The sequence below is a fragment of the Streptomyces sp. NPDC050535 genome (assembly GCF_044457665.1).
Taxonomy (GTDB): domain Bacteria; phylum Actinomycetota; class Actinomycetes; order Streptomycetales; family Streptomycetaceae; genus Streptomyces.
The window spans coordinates 331,005-344,726 of the sequence record NZ_JBITHE010000002.1 but is presented as its reverse complement, the minus strand read 5'-3'; the positions used below and the strand labels follow the sequence as shown (position 1 = coordinate 344,726).

14 protein-coding genes and 1 tRNA gene are annotated in these 13,722 nt (G+C 71.3%); 9 read left to right on the top strand and 6 right to left on the bottom strand.

Annotated features, from left to right (window positions below):
- The first annotated feature begins 182 nt into the window (after positions 1-182).
- The 5 genes from ACIBLC_RS06505 (at position 183) to ACIBLC_RS06485 (ending at position 3,418) form a co-directional block, all read left to right on the top strand.
- Positions 183-680 carry a DUF5949 family protein gene (locus tag ACIBLC_RS06505; protein WP_399209589.1) on the top strand — a complete coding sequence of 166 codons (498 nt, stop codon included), beginning with the start codon at positions 183-185 and terminating at the stop codon, positions 678-680.
- Positions 680-1,264 (top strand): vitamin K epoxide reductase family protein, encoded by a 585-nt coding sequence (locus ACIBLC_RS06500; protein ID WP_399209588.1) that lies wholly within the window; start codon positions 680-682, stop codon positions 1,262-1,264. Before ACIBLC_RS06505 ends, ACIBLC_RS06500 begins: the two co-directional genes overlap by 1 nt.
- 107 nt (positions 1,265-1,371) lie before the next feature.
- Entirely contained in the window at positions 1,372-1,887 is a 516-nt protein-coding gene (locus ACIBLC_RS06495; RefSeq protein ID WP_399209587.1) for a hypothetical protein, read from the top strand.
- 216 nt (positions 1,888-2,103) lie between these two features.
- Positions 2,104-2,568 (top strand): tyrosinase family oxidase copper chaperone, encoded by a 465-nt coding sequence (locus tag ACIBLC_RS06490; RefSeq protein WP_399209889.1) that lies wholly within the window; start codon positions 2,104-2,106, stop codon positions 2,566-2,568.
- On the top strand, positions 2,552-3,418 hold the full coding sequence (locus ACIBLC_RS06485) for a tyrosinase family protein (RefSeq protein WP_399209586.1): 867 nt from the start codon (positions 2,552-2,554) through the stop codon (positions 3,416-3,418). Before ACIBLC_RS06490 ends, ACIBLC_RS06485 begins: the two co-directional genes overlap by 17 nt.
- A 99-nt stretch (positions 3,419-3,517) precedes the next feature.
- Here the strand turns inward: ACIBLC_RS06485 and ACIBLC_RS06480 are convergent, their stop codons facing one another.
- Positions 3,518-3,790: a chaplin gene (locus ACIBLC_RS06480; protein ID WP_399209585.1), complete on the bottom strand. Its 273-nt coding sequence runs from the start codon at positions 3,788-3,790 to the stop codon at positions 3,518-3,520.
- Positions 3,791-3,975: 185 nt separating this feature from the next.
- On the opposite strand from ACIBLC_RS06480, the gene ACIBLC_RS06475 reads away from it, so the two are divergent.
- Entirely contained in the window at positions 3,976-4,518 is a 543-nt protein-coding gene (locus ACIBLC_RS06475; protein WP_399209584.1) for a DUF2087 domain-containing protein, read from the top strand.
- Positions 4,519-4,604: 86 nt separating this feature from the next.
- Here the strand turns inward: ACIBLC_RS06475 and ACIBLC_RS06470 are convergent, their stop codons facing one another.
- Positions 4,605-5,564 (bottom strand): D-2-hydroxyacid dehydrogenase family protein, encoded by a 960-nt coding sequence (locus tag ACIBLC_RS06470; protein WP_399209583.1) that lies wholly within the window; start codon positions 5,562-5,564, stop codon positions 4,605-4,607.
- A gap of 127 nt (positions 5,565-5,691) precedes the next feature.
- On the opposite strand from ACIBLC_RS06470, the gene ACIBLC_RS06465 reads away from it, so the two are divergent.
- Entirely contained in the window at positions 5,692-6,273 is a 582-nt protein-coding gene (locus ACIBLC_RS06465) for a hypothetical protein (protein WP_399209582.1), read from the top strand.
- Positions 6,274-6,303: 30 nt separating this feature from the next.
- On the top strand, positions 6,304-7,032 hold the full coding sequence (locus ACIBLC_RS06460; protein WP_399209581.1) for a YcnI family protein: 729 nt from the start codon (positions 6,304-6,306) through the stop codon (positions 7,030-7,032).
- Between the two features lie 223 nt (positions 7,033-7,255).
- Here the strand turns inward: ACIBLC_RS06460 and ACIBLC_RS06455 are convergent, their stop codons facing one another.
- The 4 genes from ACIBLC_RS06455 to ACIBLC_RS06440 all read right to left on the bottom strand — a co-directional run bounded on the left by ACIBLC_RS06455 (position 7,256) and on the right by ACIBLC_RS06440 (position 13,226).
- Positions 7,256-8,665: a TQXA domain-containing protein gene (locus ACIBLC_RS06455; RefSeq protein WP_399209580.1), complete on the bottom strand. Its 1,410-nt coding sequence runs from the start codon at positions 8,663-8,665 to the stop codon at positions 7,256-7,258.
- A gap of 264 nt (positions 8,666-8,929) precedes the next feature.
- Complete coding sequence (locus tag ACIBLC_RS06450; protein ID WP_399209579.1) at positions 8,930-9,376, bottom strand: single-stranded DNA-binding protein; 447 nt, start codon at positions 9,374-9,376, stop codon at positions 8,930-8,932.
- A 209-nt stretch (positions 9,377-9,585) separates the two neighbouring features.
- Positions 9,586-11,613 (bottom strand): GTPase, encoded by a 2,028-nt coding sequence (locus ACIBLC_RS06445; RefSeq protein ID WP_399209578.1) that lies wholly within the window; start codon positions 11,611-11,613, stop codon positions 9,586-9,588.
- Positions 11,614-11,618: 5 nt separating this feature from the next.
- Entirely contained in the window at positions 11,619-13,226 is a 1,608-nt protein-coding gene (locus ACIBLC_RS06440) for a dynamin family protein (protein ID WP_399209577.1), read from the bottom strand.
- Between the two features lie 310 nt (positions 13,227-13,536).
- On the opposite strand from ACIBLC_RS06440, the gene ACIBLC_RS06435 reads away from it, so the two are divergent.
- A tRNA-Arg gene (locus ACIBLC_RS06435) sits at positions 13,537-13,609 on the top strand.
- The last annotated feature ends 113 nt before the right edge of the window (positions 13,610-13,722 follow it).

Below are 13,722 nucleotides of genomic sequence, written 5' to 3'. Positions count from 1 at the left end.
ACTTCGCGGAATCGGCCCTTCGCGGTGTCTGCCGCGTCTTCTCGGGCGCTTGTTTCCGGGTGTGTCTGCCAGGTGGGCGTTGTTCGAATAACGTCCCTCGTTCGTGTGGTCGGCCGGGTGCTTGTCGCCCGGTCGGGTGAGAAAGGGGCGGGCCCGTTCGGGCGCGTCGATAAGGTTCCGCGGTGACCTCAACCTCAAGCGAAACACGCCCTTTCCGGGCCGCCGATCTCGGCACACTCGCCGTGATGGCCTTCAGCGGCGACGCCCCCGACGGCGACATGCCGTACCTCCTCGCCTATTCGCTGGGCGACAGCGAGGGCGGCCCGGAGGCCACCACGGCCGCCGTCGAGCGACTGCTGAGCGACAACGGTCTGCCCGTCGGCGACACGCTCCTCGACGGTTCGCAGCACCCGAGCCTGCCGCTCAAGCTCCTCGTCGAGTCGGGCCAGGCCGTCGTCACCATGCCGTCCCTCAACGCCCAGTGCGTCGTTCCCCCCGAGTGGCTCGCGGCGATCGGCGAACGCGGCTACGCCTACTTCCTGTTCGCCACCCGCCCCTGGCCCGACGCCGAGCCGGGCAAGCCCGTCGACCCGGAGAACCTGGCCGCCTTCGCGGGTGACGAGGAGACCCTGAACAGCGCGGCGCACGTGCTGCTGCCCGCTCGCCGCCTGCGCGGCTGATGGCACGGACCGCGGGTGGCGGCCGTGCGCTCGCCCTGCTGCTGGTGATCACGGGGGCGGCCGGTCTGCTGGCCTCCTGGGTCATCACGATCGACAAGTTCAAGCTGCTGGAGAACCCGGACTTCGTGCCCGGGTGCAGCCTGAACCCGGTTGTCTCCTGCGGCAACATCATGAAGAGCGACCAGGCCTCGGCCTTCGGGTTCCCCAACCCGATGCTGGGACTGGTGGCGTACGGCATCGTCATCTGCGTCGGCGTAGGTCTGCTCAGCGGGGCGGCCTTTCCGCGCTGGTACTGGCTGCTACTAAACGCGGGCACGCTTTTCGGTGTCGGATTCTGCACCTGGCTGCAGTTCCAGTCGCTCTACCGCATCAACTCACTGTGCCTGTGGTGCTGTCTGGCTTGGGTCGCGACGATCCTCATGTTCTGGTACGTGACGTCGTTCAACGTACGGAATGAATTCCTGCCCGCGCCGCACTGGTTGAGGGCGTTCCTCACCGAATTCACCTGGGTCCTGCCGCTGTTGCACATCGGCATCGTCGGAATGCTGATCCTGACCCGATGGTGGGACTTCTGGACGAGCTGATTATTGGGCTCGTTGGGGGAATCTTGCGCTGATGAGGTTCTCGGGATCGTTACGCGATACGGACGCTGACCCCCGAACCCCGAACCCTGAAAGGGACCGTACCTGAGATGAAGCCGACCACTCGAGGAACCCTTGCCGCTGTCCTGACCGGCGTCGTGGCGGCGGTGGGTGCCGCCGCGACCCCCGCTGTCGCGGGCGAGACGGTCCCCGTCCCCGTACCGCTGGACGGTGTGGAGAGGGCCCTCAACGTGCAGCTGCCCAAGATCTCCGGTCAGCTCCCGGTACCGATGCCGGGCAACCCCGACGGCCCCCGGTATGTCGAGGGCCGGCTGCTCCCGGAGCGGGCGCTGCCGCAGCTGCCGGTCAGTGCCGGGCTGCCCGGAGTGGACGTACGCACGCCCCTTCCCCATGTCCTCGGGGACGGTTTCGACCACCTCGGACTCGGCGCGCCCGCGGCCGACCTGCAGACCCTGACCCCCGGACTGTCGGTGGACACTCCGCTCACCCCGCCCAACCCCGACAACTTCGGCCTGCCGGAGCCGAAGCTCCCTCAGGCCGCCGTACTCACACCGCTGCTTCAGACGGTGCTCGGGGCGAACGTGGCCACGGGGGCGGGGGCGTAACGGCCGGACGGGGCGAGGCCCGGGTACCCCACCCGGGCCTGCCGCCCGCACCACCCCGCGACTGATCCCGAACGACACCGACGGGCACGGGCCGCACCCGCACCGGCTGATCCGGCTGGTCAGGCTGTCAGGCCGGTCCGCTGATTCGGCGAGGAGAGAACCATGTTCGTCAACAGAGTGCCGAGCAGAGTGTCGAGCGCGGTGTCGGTGAGGGCGATGGAACCGGTCGTCCCGGGGAACGCGGGGGAGCCAGGCCGTCCGGTGGGTTCGCGGCGCGGGACCCGGCGGGATGTCGTGCGCGGCCTGCTCGTGTCGGCCGTCGCCGCGGCGCTGACCCCGGTCGTCGCGGCCTCGCGACCGCCGCGCCCTCCCTTGCCCGCCCGCCCCGAGGACTTCCCGTTCGACGAGATGTACCGAGGCCGCCGTCTTCTCGGCTCGAAGACCGGGATGGACGGCCGCGCCGCGGTCGGCGACGGTGAGTGGCGGATCACCGTGGACGGCCGACCGCTGCCGCTGATGCGCCGCGCGGACGGCACCTATCTGAGCATGGTGGACCACTACGGGTCGTACCCGACAGCGCTGACCGCGGCCCGCGCCGCCATCGACGAACTCGGCCCCTCGGAGCAGTTGCGTGCCATGAACGCGGAGGGGAGCGGTCACCGGCATGGTGTACACACGTAAGGACGTCAGCACGCTGACGCGCGCGGAGCGGCGCCGCTTCGTCGGCGCGATGCTGGAGATCAAACGCAGGGGCGAGTACGACGAGTTCGTCCGCACGCACATCGAGTACTACGTCTCGGACGGCGACGGCGGACTGCGTACGGCCCACATGGCGCCCTCCTTCCTGCCCTGGCACCGGCGGTTCCTGCTGGAGCTCGAACGGGCGCTGCGCCGTGTGGACTCCGGGGTGAGCGTGCCGTACTGGGACTGGACGCGCGACCGTACGTCGTCGGCCGCGCCCTGGACCGCCGACCTGCTCGGGGGCAACGGGCGGCGGTCCGACCGGCAGGTCATGACCGGGCCCTTCGCCTACGCCCAGGGCGATTGGCGGATCACGGAGTCGATGACCGACGGCGAGTTCCTCACCCGCGAGTTCGGCCGCCCGCAGGCACCGATCGAGCTGCCTACGAAGAGGGAGCTGGACTCCGCTCTGGCTGACCCCGTCTACGACACCGCGCCCTGGAACTCCACGTCCACCAAGGGGTTCCGCAACCGGCTCGAAGGGTGGGGCCAGGGGTCCGGGAACGCGGCCTGGCGCAACCACAACCGTGTGCACCGCTGGGTCGGCGGGCACATGCTCGGCGGCGCCTCGGTCAACGACCCCGTCTTCTGGCTGCACCACTCCTTTGTCGACCTTCAGTGGTCCCGCTGGCAGAAGCGGCACCGCGGCGCCCGCTACCTGCCCGAGCGGCCACCGGGGCCGGGCAACGAACAGCACGGGCGGATCGTCGCGCGACACGAGGAACTGGCGCCGTGGGGTGTGTCGCCGGACGAGCTGGAGGACCACTCCGCGATCTATCGGTACGCGTGAGCGAGCTTGAATGGAAGCATCCGAGTGGTGCCGCCCGAGTGGAATTGCGAGGCCCCCGGCAGTACGTACTGCCGAGGGCCTTCTCGTTCGTGCGTCGGGTCAGTTGCCGTAGCCACTGGGGCCGTGGTGGCCGCCGTTGTTGACGCAGGTGTTGCCGAACGCCGGGTTCAGCACACCGATGACGCTGATGGTGTTCCCGCACACGTTGACCGGCACGTTGATCGGGAGCTGGATGACGTTGCCCGACACGACGCCGGGCGAACCGACGGCCTCGCCCTGAGCACCGGCGTCCGCCATGGCCATAGCGGCCCCGCTGAGCACCACGGCACCCGTGCCGAGAGCGACACCGGCTACCTTCGCGATGCGAGACATCACGTTCTCCTTTGACTCGACGAGTGCGACCGCACGACCGCGACCGCACTCACCCTTCAACGCGTTCACCCACCACTGGTCACGGCCGCCCACGGCGTTCCTCGGCGGATCCCTCCCGGGAGGGCGGTGGCCGCGGGTGGAAAATCGCTTCGGCTCGCGGTGCGCTCTCCCGTAACCTGCCGCGCATGCCAACCGACCAACTGATCGGCCTCTTCGCCGAGGAGACCCGGGCCCGAGCCTTCGCCGCGGTGGCCCTCGGCGCGGACACCCCCGCGAAGGTCATGGAGAAGGCGGGACTTTCTCCGAAGGACGCGACCGTCGCGCTGCGCCGGCTCCGGGACCAGGGCGCGATCGCCGCGGGCGGCGACGGCGGACTGAGCGTCGCCTACGACCGCTTCAGGGAACTCGCCCGTTCCGCGCGGGCATCCTCCGCCGAGAACCACGGGTCGGGGGACGAGCGCACCGAGGAGGTCCTGCGGACCTTCGTGCGCGAAGGGCGTCTGGTGCGGCTGCCCGCCCAGTGGCAGCGCAAGCTGGTGGTTCTCCGGCACATCGCCGAACGGACCTTCGAGCCGGGCGTCGAGTACCCGGAGCGGACCGTCAACGAGAGGCTGCGTTCCTGGTGCGAGGACTCGCCGGTCGACCATGTGACGCTGCGGCGACATCTGGTGGACCTTCGGCATCTGCGGCGGCAGCACGGGATGTACTGGCGGCCTGCGGAGGCGTGAGCCGGCCGGCTCGGGGGCGCCCGTTGTCGGTTTCGGGGGCGTACGGGCTTGATCAGCCGGCTCGCGCCGCCTCGGTGGGAAGCCGCTCAGCCCAAGAGGCGTACCGGTGTGCCCGCGAGGAACGCCTGGATGTCCTCGACCGCCCCGGTGTAGTACGCCTCGTAGTTGGCCCGGGACACATAGCCGAGGTGCGGGGTGGCGAGCAGGCGCGGGGCCGAGCGCATCGGATGGCCGGCGGGGAGCGGCTCGACGTCGAACACGTCGACGCCCGCTCCGGCGATCCGGCCCTCGCGCAGGGCGGCGAGCAGCGCGTCCTGGTCGACGATCGCCGCGCGTGAGGTGTTGACGAGGTAGGCGGTCGGCTTGAGGAGGGCGAGCTCGGCGGCGCCGATCAGGCCGCGGGTGCGGTCGCCGAGCCCGAGGTGCACGGAGACGAAGTCGCTGCTCGCCAGCAGCTCCTCCTTGGTGGCGGCCTGCTCCACACCGACCTCGTCGGCGCGCTCCTTAGTGAGGTTCTGGCTCCACGCGCTGACCCGCATCCCGAACGCGAGACCCACCTGAGCCACCCTGCCGCCGATCTTCCCGAGCCCGAGCAGCCCGAGCCGGCGGCCGTGCAGATCGGCGCCGACGGTGCTCTGCCAGGGGCCGCCCGTCCGCAACGCCTCGTTCTCCGTGACGAGCCCGCGCGCGAGGCCGAGCAGCAGCGCCCAGGTCAACTCGACCGGCGGAGTCGAGGAGCTCGGTGTGCCGCACACGGTCACACCGTGCGCCTCGGCCGCCGCGTAGTCGATCACCGTGTTGCGCATCCCGGAGGCGATCAGCAGCTTCAGCCGGGGCAGCCGGGAGAGCAGCGAAGCCGGGAACGACACCCGCTCGCGCAGGGTGACGACGATGTCGAAGTCGGCCAGCGCGGCGGCCAGCGCGTCCTCGTCGGCGAAGTGCCGCGGGAAACCGACGACCTCCACGTCATCGGCGACCGGTGACCAGTCGGCGATCTCGGTCGCGGCGTCCTGATAGTCGTCCAGCACGGCACAGCGAAGTCGCATGTCAGGTCCCTTCCAGACTCGACCGGACCCTATCCGAGCGGTTGGAGGGCACCCCGGCAGGGCCCCAGGAGGCGGCTCCTCCGGAAGCAGCGACGGCCGCTCGTTCTCCATGGCAGTCTGTGCACCCATGAGTGCGTCCCTGGCGGTACGGAGCCTGCGCGCGGCGGTGTTCGCCGTGCTGTGCGTCCTGCTGGCCGTCGGGGGACACGGACTGGCGACGGGCGAAGCGCCGCCGTTGTGGGCGGACGGTGCCGGAGCGCTCGCCCTCTTCGCGGCCGGCTGCCTGCTGGGCGGCCGGGAGCGGTCGCTGGCCGGCATCGGCGGCGCGATGCTGGCCGCGCAGGCCGGACTGCACCTCGGGTTCGAGGCGGCGCGGCCGCGCATGGCGATGAACACGCACGGGGCGCACATGACGCACCACCACGCGATGACGCCCCACGCCACCTCCGCCCACCTCGCGGCCGCTCTCCTGGCTACCTGGTGGCTGCGGCGCGGCGAGGCCGCGCTGTGGTCCCTGCTGCGCCGGGCGGTGACGCTCGTGCCGGGGCTCGTGGCGTGGTGGCGGGGGCGGACCGGGCCGTCCCACACCCAGGCCCGCTGGAACCTCGTATGCGGGAACGCCGCCGAACCGCGGCCGCTCCGGCAGGTGCTGTTGCGGCACGCCGTCTCCCGCCGGGGGCCGCCTGCGGGGCTCGTGTGCACGTCCTGACCTCATCCTCACCAGTACGGAGCTTCCCTGATGTCCCCGATACGCACCTCCCTGCGCCGGGCCGGTCTCGTCGCCGGCCTCACCTCGGCCGCGGTCCTGGCCGCCGCGGGCGCGGCCTTCGCCCATGTGACCGTCCACCCCGAGAGCTACGCCAAGGGCGCCACGGACGGCGTTCTGACCTTCCGGGTCCCCAACGAGGAGGACACCGCCAGCACCACGAAGGTGCAGGTCTTCCTGCCCACCGACCATCCGGTCCTGGGTGTTCTGGTCACTCCGGAGGAGGGCTGGACCGCGCAGGTGACCACGACCAAGCTGAAGACACCCGTCAAGACGGACGACGGCACGATCACCGAAGCCGTCTCGGAGATCACCTGGACCGGCGGCAGGATCCGCCACGGCGAGTACCAGGACTTCGACGTCGCCTTCGGCCAGCTTCCGGACGATGCCGACCAGTTGGCCTTCAAGACGCTCCAGACCTACTCGGACGGCAATGTCGCCCGGTGGATCGAGGAGGCCGAGCAGGGCGGTGAGGAGCCGGAGAACCCGGCGCCGGTGCTGGCCCTCACGACCAAGACCGCGGCCGACTCCGGGGCGGCGTCACCGAACTCGAATGCGGACGCGGCTTCCGCCGCCGATAACTCGACCGCGAACAGTGACTCGACCGCTCGCGGCCTGGGCATCGCGGGCCTGGTCGTGGGAGTCCTCGGTCTGCTCGCGGCCGGGTTCGCCCTGGCCCGCTCCCGCGCCTCCCGCTCCTAGCCACGAGCGGCCGCCGCCCCGCCGGGCCCAACTCCCGTCGGCGGGGCGGACCGGTGTACCACCGCTCCAGCTTCCGTGCGGCCGCCCGCGCACCATGGACCGGACCGTCATGAGCGGGCGGACGACGCGGCCCCGGGCGCCCGACGGGCGGGCCGGGGCCGCGAACTCACCGAATCACCTTGTCGCGCTCACCCACTGTTGAGTTGCCAAGGTGCTGTACCCCTCAGTGCTGCCCCGGTGTCTTCTTCTTGTCGACCAGGACGATCGTCGCGCCGCCGACCATGACGAGGACGATGGCTATGCCCGCGATGACCGGGGTGGCGTCGGAACTCCCGGTCGCGGCGAGGTCGGTGGTGTCGGTGAAGGTGCTCACCGACGTGGCGGGGCTCGGCTCACCCACCGTCTGGGTCGTGACCTCGCTCGCACTGCCCTGTGTCTCGCAGTCGAGCATGCCGGTGAACCGCTTCTCGAAACCGTCCGCGCCCTTGATCACGAAGTCGTACGCCCGGTCCTCCTGGAGGGGAACCGTCACCGTCCGCGACTCGCCCGCCGGGATGGTGTGCTCGATGCCCACCAGCTCGAAGGTGAACGCCTCGTCGCCCGTGTTGGCCGCCGTGACATCCACGCCGCCCTCGGCGCAGTTCTTCTCGGCGGACAGCGCGGGTATCGCGCCCTCCTCGGCCCAGTCGGCGGTCGCCGTCGCGGCGACCGTCGACTCACTGGACCCGGCGAGTATCTGGGTCTGGCTGCGCGTCTCCGAGGCGAAGGCGCGCCCGACGGGCACGGTCGTCGAAGCCTGCACGGTCAGTGAGGCCGAGCCGTCCGCGCTGTCCGTCGGCACGTCGAAGTAGAGCCGGCTTCCGTCGGTCGCGGAGGTGAGCTCCTTGCCGTCCTCGTCCACGATCTTCACCCCGCTGGTGGCGGCGTCCGCCGGAGGCGTCACCGTCACGCTGTCCGCGTTGGTGTGCACCGTGACCGGGCCGAGCTTCTCGCCGGCGTGACCGGAGACCGCGGGCGAGTCGAGGGTCAGCGAGGCCGCGGGTTCCGCCAGGTTCCGCGCGTTCTTCTCCAGGTAGTCCGCGAGCTTCTCGGCCCGCGGGTCCACCGCGTCCACGTCGGCGTCGTCCGAGTACCGCCAGATGGCCACCTGGGTGCCGGCCGCCGCGTCCTGCTCGGTGAGACCGTCGGCCCCGGCCTTCTCGGCCAGCGCCGCCAGGTTGTTCACCTGCGGATAGGAGTTCTGCAGGATCCAGCGGATCCTGCCCGCGTCCGCGTTGCCGTTCAGCGAGGTGCCGCTCCAGGCGGTCTCCTGGTACTTGGCGTCCTTCTGCGTCGGGTTGTACAGGTCGACGCAGTAGGTCTGGAGGGTGCCGCCGTTGTCCACGGACATCTCGAACAGGCCCGCGGACACCGGCTGGTCCTCGCCGTTGTCATGTATGACGGCGGACCCGTAGGTCTTCAGTCCGCCTATGGTGGCCGTCGCCCCACCCTGGTTCCGCGGCGTCTCGTCGGCGACGGCCGCACCTGCGGTGGCCAGCGCCCCCGCGGCGACGAGCCCTGACACCAACGTCGCGGCGGCGAGGCGGGCGGCCCCTCGCCTGCGCGCGGACAACGCTGAGAACGAAGAAAACACAGAATCCCTTTCGGGCAGGACCCGTTGACATGGGGGGACGGTCCCGCCGGCAGAATCAGAAGCCTCGTGATCCACTGGCTATGTCGGGCATCCTAGGGACGCGGCGCACCACACTCCCCAGTCATGTCATCCGATAACCGATCCGACTCGGAATCGTTATCGCCCAACACGCCTGTGAGCTGCGCTTATCGACAAATCCACGAGAACTGCTCGGATGTACTTGTCGATAAGCCGCAGTTCGGTCAGGCCACTTGTGCCCTGGCGTTACGTCACTCCGGCCGGTTCGGGCCGAGTCTCTGGCTCCGTTTCCCAACTGGGTTCCGGCTGGGAGGCCGGAGTCGATCCGGTGTCCCCCTTGGAGGCACGCCGGAAGGCCGACGTACCGCGTGAGAGGTCGTGGCCGATCGCCACCGCGTCGATGTCCGCCGACGTCCAGCTCTGGCCGTCGCGTTGTTCGGTGCGCACCTTCAACCTGCCCTGCACGATGACGGGATCGCCCACCGACACCGACGCCCCCACGTTCGTGGCGAGCGCCCGATTGGCCCACACCGTGAAGAAGTTGGTGTGTCCGTCCGTCCACGCGCTCTTCTCGCGGTCCCAGTACCGCGCCGTCACCGCCAGCCGGAACCTCGCCGACGCCCCGTTGGCCAGCTCCCGGTACACAGGTGGCGTCGCCACGTTGCCCACCGCGCACACCGTCGTCTCGTTCATCCCCGAACCCCTCTCCCGTACGAATGCGTCTGCCGCGTCTGCCGCGTCTGTCGCGTCTGTCGCGGCGACCGCATGCGCTGCGATCGCCGCGAGTTCAGACTGCCTTCGCCGGGCCGGGCCCGCTGAGAGCTGTGTGCCGCCGGCCGGTTGTGGACAACCGCGTCACCCGGCGGGGTGGTGCCGCACCGAGCGCACGCGGTCGTGCCGTGTCAGCCGACGGGCGCCGCCGCACCCAGAACCCGCACGTACTGCTCCCGGACCTCTCGGTAGCGCAGCAGCTCCGCCGCCACCGGATCGAGCACCCGTGCCCTTCCGCACCCCGCGGCGGCCTCCCGCAGCCGCCGTTCCGCTTCGAGCCCGTAGCGCCGGGCGGGTCCGCGCGCGGCCATCCTGCTGCTCCACTCGACGGCCGGGCCACCGATGATGCCCGTCACCATCAGCAGCACCGGCACCCCGAGGTTCGGCGAGGTGATGCCGATGATCTGCCCCAGCAGCCACAGCCCGCCGATGATCTGAAGGATCGTCATCGAGGCCTGCGCGAACACGGCGACCGGCCACCAGCCGGGCCGCGGCGGCCGGCCCACCGGCGAGGTGGCGCGCACCGCCATCTCGTCCAGTGCCTCGGGCAGCCCCTGCGCCCCCCGCGTGGCCGCCTCGCGGACCGCCTGCGCCCAGGGAGCGGGCAGTCCGTACGCCGCCCGGTCCGCGACCGTCCGTACGGCCTGCTCGACGCGCTGGCGTGCGGTGGCCTCCTCGTCCTCGGGCGCCCGTACCGTCAGGCGTCCGGTCGGGGGCTCGCGCCGGTCCTCGTACCAGCGCCACAGCCGCAGCCAGGGCGTGCCGCAGGCGCGGTTGGCGTTGCGGCGCCACGCGCGCTCGGCCGCGTCGCCGGCCGCGACAGCGCCCACGGCGTCCGCGAGCCTGGCCGCGAACTCGTCGCGCGCCTCCTCGCTGAGGCCGGCCCGCCGCCCGGTCGAGTAGACCGGCCGCAGCCGCGCCGCGGCGGCGTCCACGTCGGCCGAGATCCGGCGGGCGGCGGCGCCCCGCTCGCCCACGAACTGGCCGAGCGACTCGCGCAGTTCGCCGACGCCGTCCCCGGTCAGGGCCGACAGCGCGAGCACGGTCGCGCCCGGTTCGCCGTACTCGCCGAGCGCGATCCCGTCCTCGTCGAGGAGCCGCCGCAGATCGTCGAGGACCTGGTCGGCGGCCTCACCGGGCAACCGGTCCACCTGGTTGAGGACGACGAAGGTGACCTCCGCGTGCCCCGCCATGGGCCGCAGATAGCGCTCATGGATGATGGCGTCCGCGTACTTCTCCGGGTCCACCACCCAGATGACCGCGTCGACGAGCGCCAGGATGCGGTCCACCTGTTCGCGGTGCTGGACCGCCGCGGAGTCGTGGTCGGGCAGGTCGACCAGGACGAGGCCGCGCAGTTGCGCCTCGGCCTCCGGGCTCTGCATCGGGCGTCTGCGCAGCCTTCCGGGGATGCCGAGCCGGTCGATGAGCGTGGCCGCGCCGTCGCTCCAGCTGCACGCGATGGGTGCCGCGGTCGTCGGCCTGCGGACACCGGTCTCCGAAATGGCCACCCCGGCGAGCGCGTTGAAGAGCTGCGACTTGCCGCTCCCGGTGGCCCCGGCGATCGCGACGACGGTGTGCTGGCCGGAGAGCCTGCGCCGCGCCGCCGCCTCGTCGAGGACCTGGCCCGCCTCGGCGAGCGTCCTGCTGTCGAGCCGGGTGCGGGACAGCCCCACCAGTTCGCGCAGCGCGTCGAGGCGTGAGCGCAGCGCTCCGTCGTACGCGAGAGGGGCCGGCGGGGCCTGTACCGGAGGCTTGGCCTCGACCACCGGCGCCGCGTGAGCTTCGGCCGTCTCGGACACGCGCCGGGCGATCAGTCCGTCGTCCCAGGCGGGGCCGTCCTCCGCGCGTGCGGAGGGGTCTTCGGCCTTCACGCGCGCGTGGCCCGCTTCTTGACGTTCCACGCGCCTCTGTCCCGTTTCCTGCCGCTCCACGCGCGCGTGGACGTCTCCGGAGGGGGCCTTCTCCTCGGAGCGCGCGCCGTCGCCGGTGTTCTCCTCGGCCTTGCCCTTGCTCTCGTTCTTCTCCTCGTCCTTGGAACCGGCGTTCCCGGGGAGGTCCTTTTCGGATGCGCCCTCCTCGGGGGAGGCGTTTTCGACGTGGTCCTCCCCGGGCTGGTCGGGGCGGTCGGCGTGATCCGTGCGGTCAGTGACGGCAGTCACCGCGGTCACCTCTCCTTCTGCAGTACGGACAGCGCGGCGATGAGTTCGGCCTGGGGTTCTGGATGTACGTCGAGTGCGTCGAGCGGGGCGAGCCGGCGTTCGCGTTCGGTGTGCAGGGCCTTGTCGAGGTAGTCGGTGAGCAGCCGTCCGCCGCGGTCGCGCAGCCGTAGGGCACTGTGGGCCCCGATCCGCTCGGCGAGCCCCTCACCGGCCGACCGCGCCCTGCGGCCGCCCAGCAGCGTGGTGGCGACCAGCGCGGCGACCACCTCCGCGTCCTGCGCGGCGCTCCTCTCGAGGTCGCGCACCTCCTCCTCGGCGTACTCCTCGAGCATCCGCCGCCACCGTCGTACGGCCATCCCGATCCGGTGCTCGGCGCTCTCCAGCGTCGGATCACGGTCGGTCAGCCCCGGCGCGCCCGCGGCCGGTTCACGCCGCCAGGCCTCGTCCACGCGCTCGTCGGCGGCCGTCACGGAGCACAGCAGCAGCGAGCCGAGGCTCTCGACGAGCGCGTCGAGCAGCTCGCCCGCCGTGCAGTCGAGCGGATAGGCGCGCCACCGCTTGAGCGCGTCCCCGGAGAGCACGGCCCCGGCCTGCAGGCGCCCCCTCACGCGCGCGTGCTCGCTGTCGTACGCCCCGTCGACGGCCGCGGTGAGCCGCAGCGCGGCGGCGTACTGCGCGGCGGCCGCACTGGCCAGCTCGGGCATCCGTGACTTCAGCGAGTCGAGGACCCCGTACGCGGTACGGGCCATCGCCTCGTGCCGGGCTCCCTGGTCCTCCACCTGGTGCGCGAGCCACGTACGCAGGGGAGCGACGGCGCTGGCGGGCAGCAGGCCGCCGCCCCAGGCGGACTCGGGCAGTTCGGGCACCGTGAAGCGCGGCACCTCGCCGAGGCCGGCCTTGGTGAGCAGGGCGCCGTACTGCCGCGAGACCTCGGACACCACCTGGTGGGGCACCCGGTCGAGCACGGTGACCAGGGTCGCCTTGTGCTCCTTGGCCGTACGCAGCAGATGCCACGGCACGGCGTCGGCGTACCGGGCGGCGGTGGTGACCATGACCCAGATGTCGGCCGAGCAGATCAGCTCGGCGGCGAGTACCCGGTGGTCGGCGACGAGGGAGTCGATGTCGGGCGCGTCCAGGAGGGCGAGGCCGCGGGGGAGGGTGTCCGCGGTCTCGATCCGCAGCACCCGTTCGCCGCGCTCGCCGAGCGTGGGCAGGTCGTCGCCGGGCTCCTGATGGGGCACCCACACGCGCGTGAGGTCGGGCAGCACGCGCATCCCGCTGAACCAGTGGTGGTCCTCCGGGTGGCACACCAGCACCGGCGTTCGGGTCGTCGGCCGGAGCACGCCCGCCTCGCTGACCCGGCGCCCCACAAGGGAGTTGACCAGCGTGGACTTCCCGGCGCCGGTCGAACCTCCGATGACGGCGAGGAGGGGTGCTTCGGGTTCTCTCAACCGGGGCACCAGATAATCGTCGAGCTGTGCGAGTAGTTCGTCGCGGTTGGCGCGCGCGCGTGGCGCCCCCGCCAGGGGCAGCGGGAAGCGTGCGGCGGCGACACGGTCGCGCAGGGCGGAGAGTGCGTCGAGCAGCTGAGGCCGTACGTCCAAGGTCACCACATGCGAAGAATGCCCAATTTTGGCGGCTTTCTGAAGCATATGGGTATGTCTGCGCGCCGACAGGGGCATACGGGGCGGAAGGGATGACTGGGGCGCAGGCATAACGAGTGCACAACACCCGATGCGGGAGACGTCAAAAGCGGTGCACGATTCGTACCCACCTGCGATTATCAGGACCGCTTCACTGAACCTCCACATCGAGCCACGGAGGCGAAGCGCGAGGGACAGGGATTCAGGAGCTCTATCCTTGTCCCGGCAAGGTCAGGGATCAGCCCACACCCGGGCACCAGGACACAGGCCACCACACCCGGCCCCCGTAGCTCAGTGGATAGAGCAGGCGCCTTCTAAGCGCTTGGCCGCAGGTTCGAGTCCTGCCGGGGGCGCAAGTCTCCGCCCTCCCATCGGGAGGGCATTTTGCTGACCGGCGTGCCGAAGTCGCGCTGCTCATCCCAGGGTTGGGCGGCCGAACCGGCCGACGCGAAGACGCGAAAGAGAC

What these genes read in the sequence shown, in the direction of transcription:
- ACIBLC_RS06490 (WP_399209889.1), top strand. Translation starts at nt 2,104, where the DNA reads ATGGAACCGGTCGTCCCGGGGAACGCGGGGGAGCCAGGCCGTCCGGTG.
- ACIBLC_RS06480 (WP_399209585.1), bottom strand. Translation starts at nt 3,790, where the DNA reads ATGTCTCGCATCGCGAAGGTAGCCGGTGTCGCTCTCGGCACGGGTGCC.
- ACIBLC_RS06450 (WP_399209579.1), bottom strand. Translation starts at nt 9,376, where the DNA reads ATGAACGAGACGACGGTGTGCGCGGTGGGCAACGTGGCGACGCCACCT.
- ACIBLC_RS06495 (WP_399209587.1), top strand. Translation starts at nt 1,372, where the DNA reads ATGAAGCCGACCACTCGAGGAACCCTTGCCGCTGTCCTGACCGGCGTC.
- ACIBLC_RS06470 (WP_399209583.1), bottom strand. Translation starts at nt 5,564, where the DNA reads ATGCGACTTCGCTGTGCCGTGCTGGACGACTATCAGGACGCCGCGACC.
- ACIBLC_RS06500 (WP_399209588.1), top strand. Translation starts at nt 680, where the DNA reads ATGGCACGGACCGCGGGTGGCGGCCGTGCGCTCGCCCTGCTGCTGGTG.
- ACIBLC_RS06460 (WP_399209581.1), top strand. Translation starts at nt 6,304, where the DNA reads ATGTCCCCGATACGCACCTCCCTGCGCCGGGCCGGTCTCGTCGCCGGC.
- ACIBLC_RS06465 (WP_399209582.1), top strand. Translation starts at nt 5,692, where the DNA reads ATGAGTGCGTCCCTGGCGGTACGGAGCCTGCGCGCGGCGGTGTTCGCC.
- ACIBLC_RS06485 (WP_399209586.1), top strand. Translation starts at nt 2,552, where the DNA reads ATGGTGTACACACGTAAGGACGTCAGCACGCTGACGCGCGCGGAGCGG.
- ACIBLC_RS06475 (WP_399209584.1), top strand. Translation starts at nt 3,976, where the DNA reads ATGCCAACCGACCAACTGATCGGCCTCTTCGCCGAGGAGACCCGGGCC.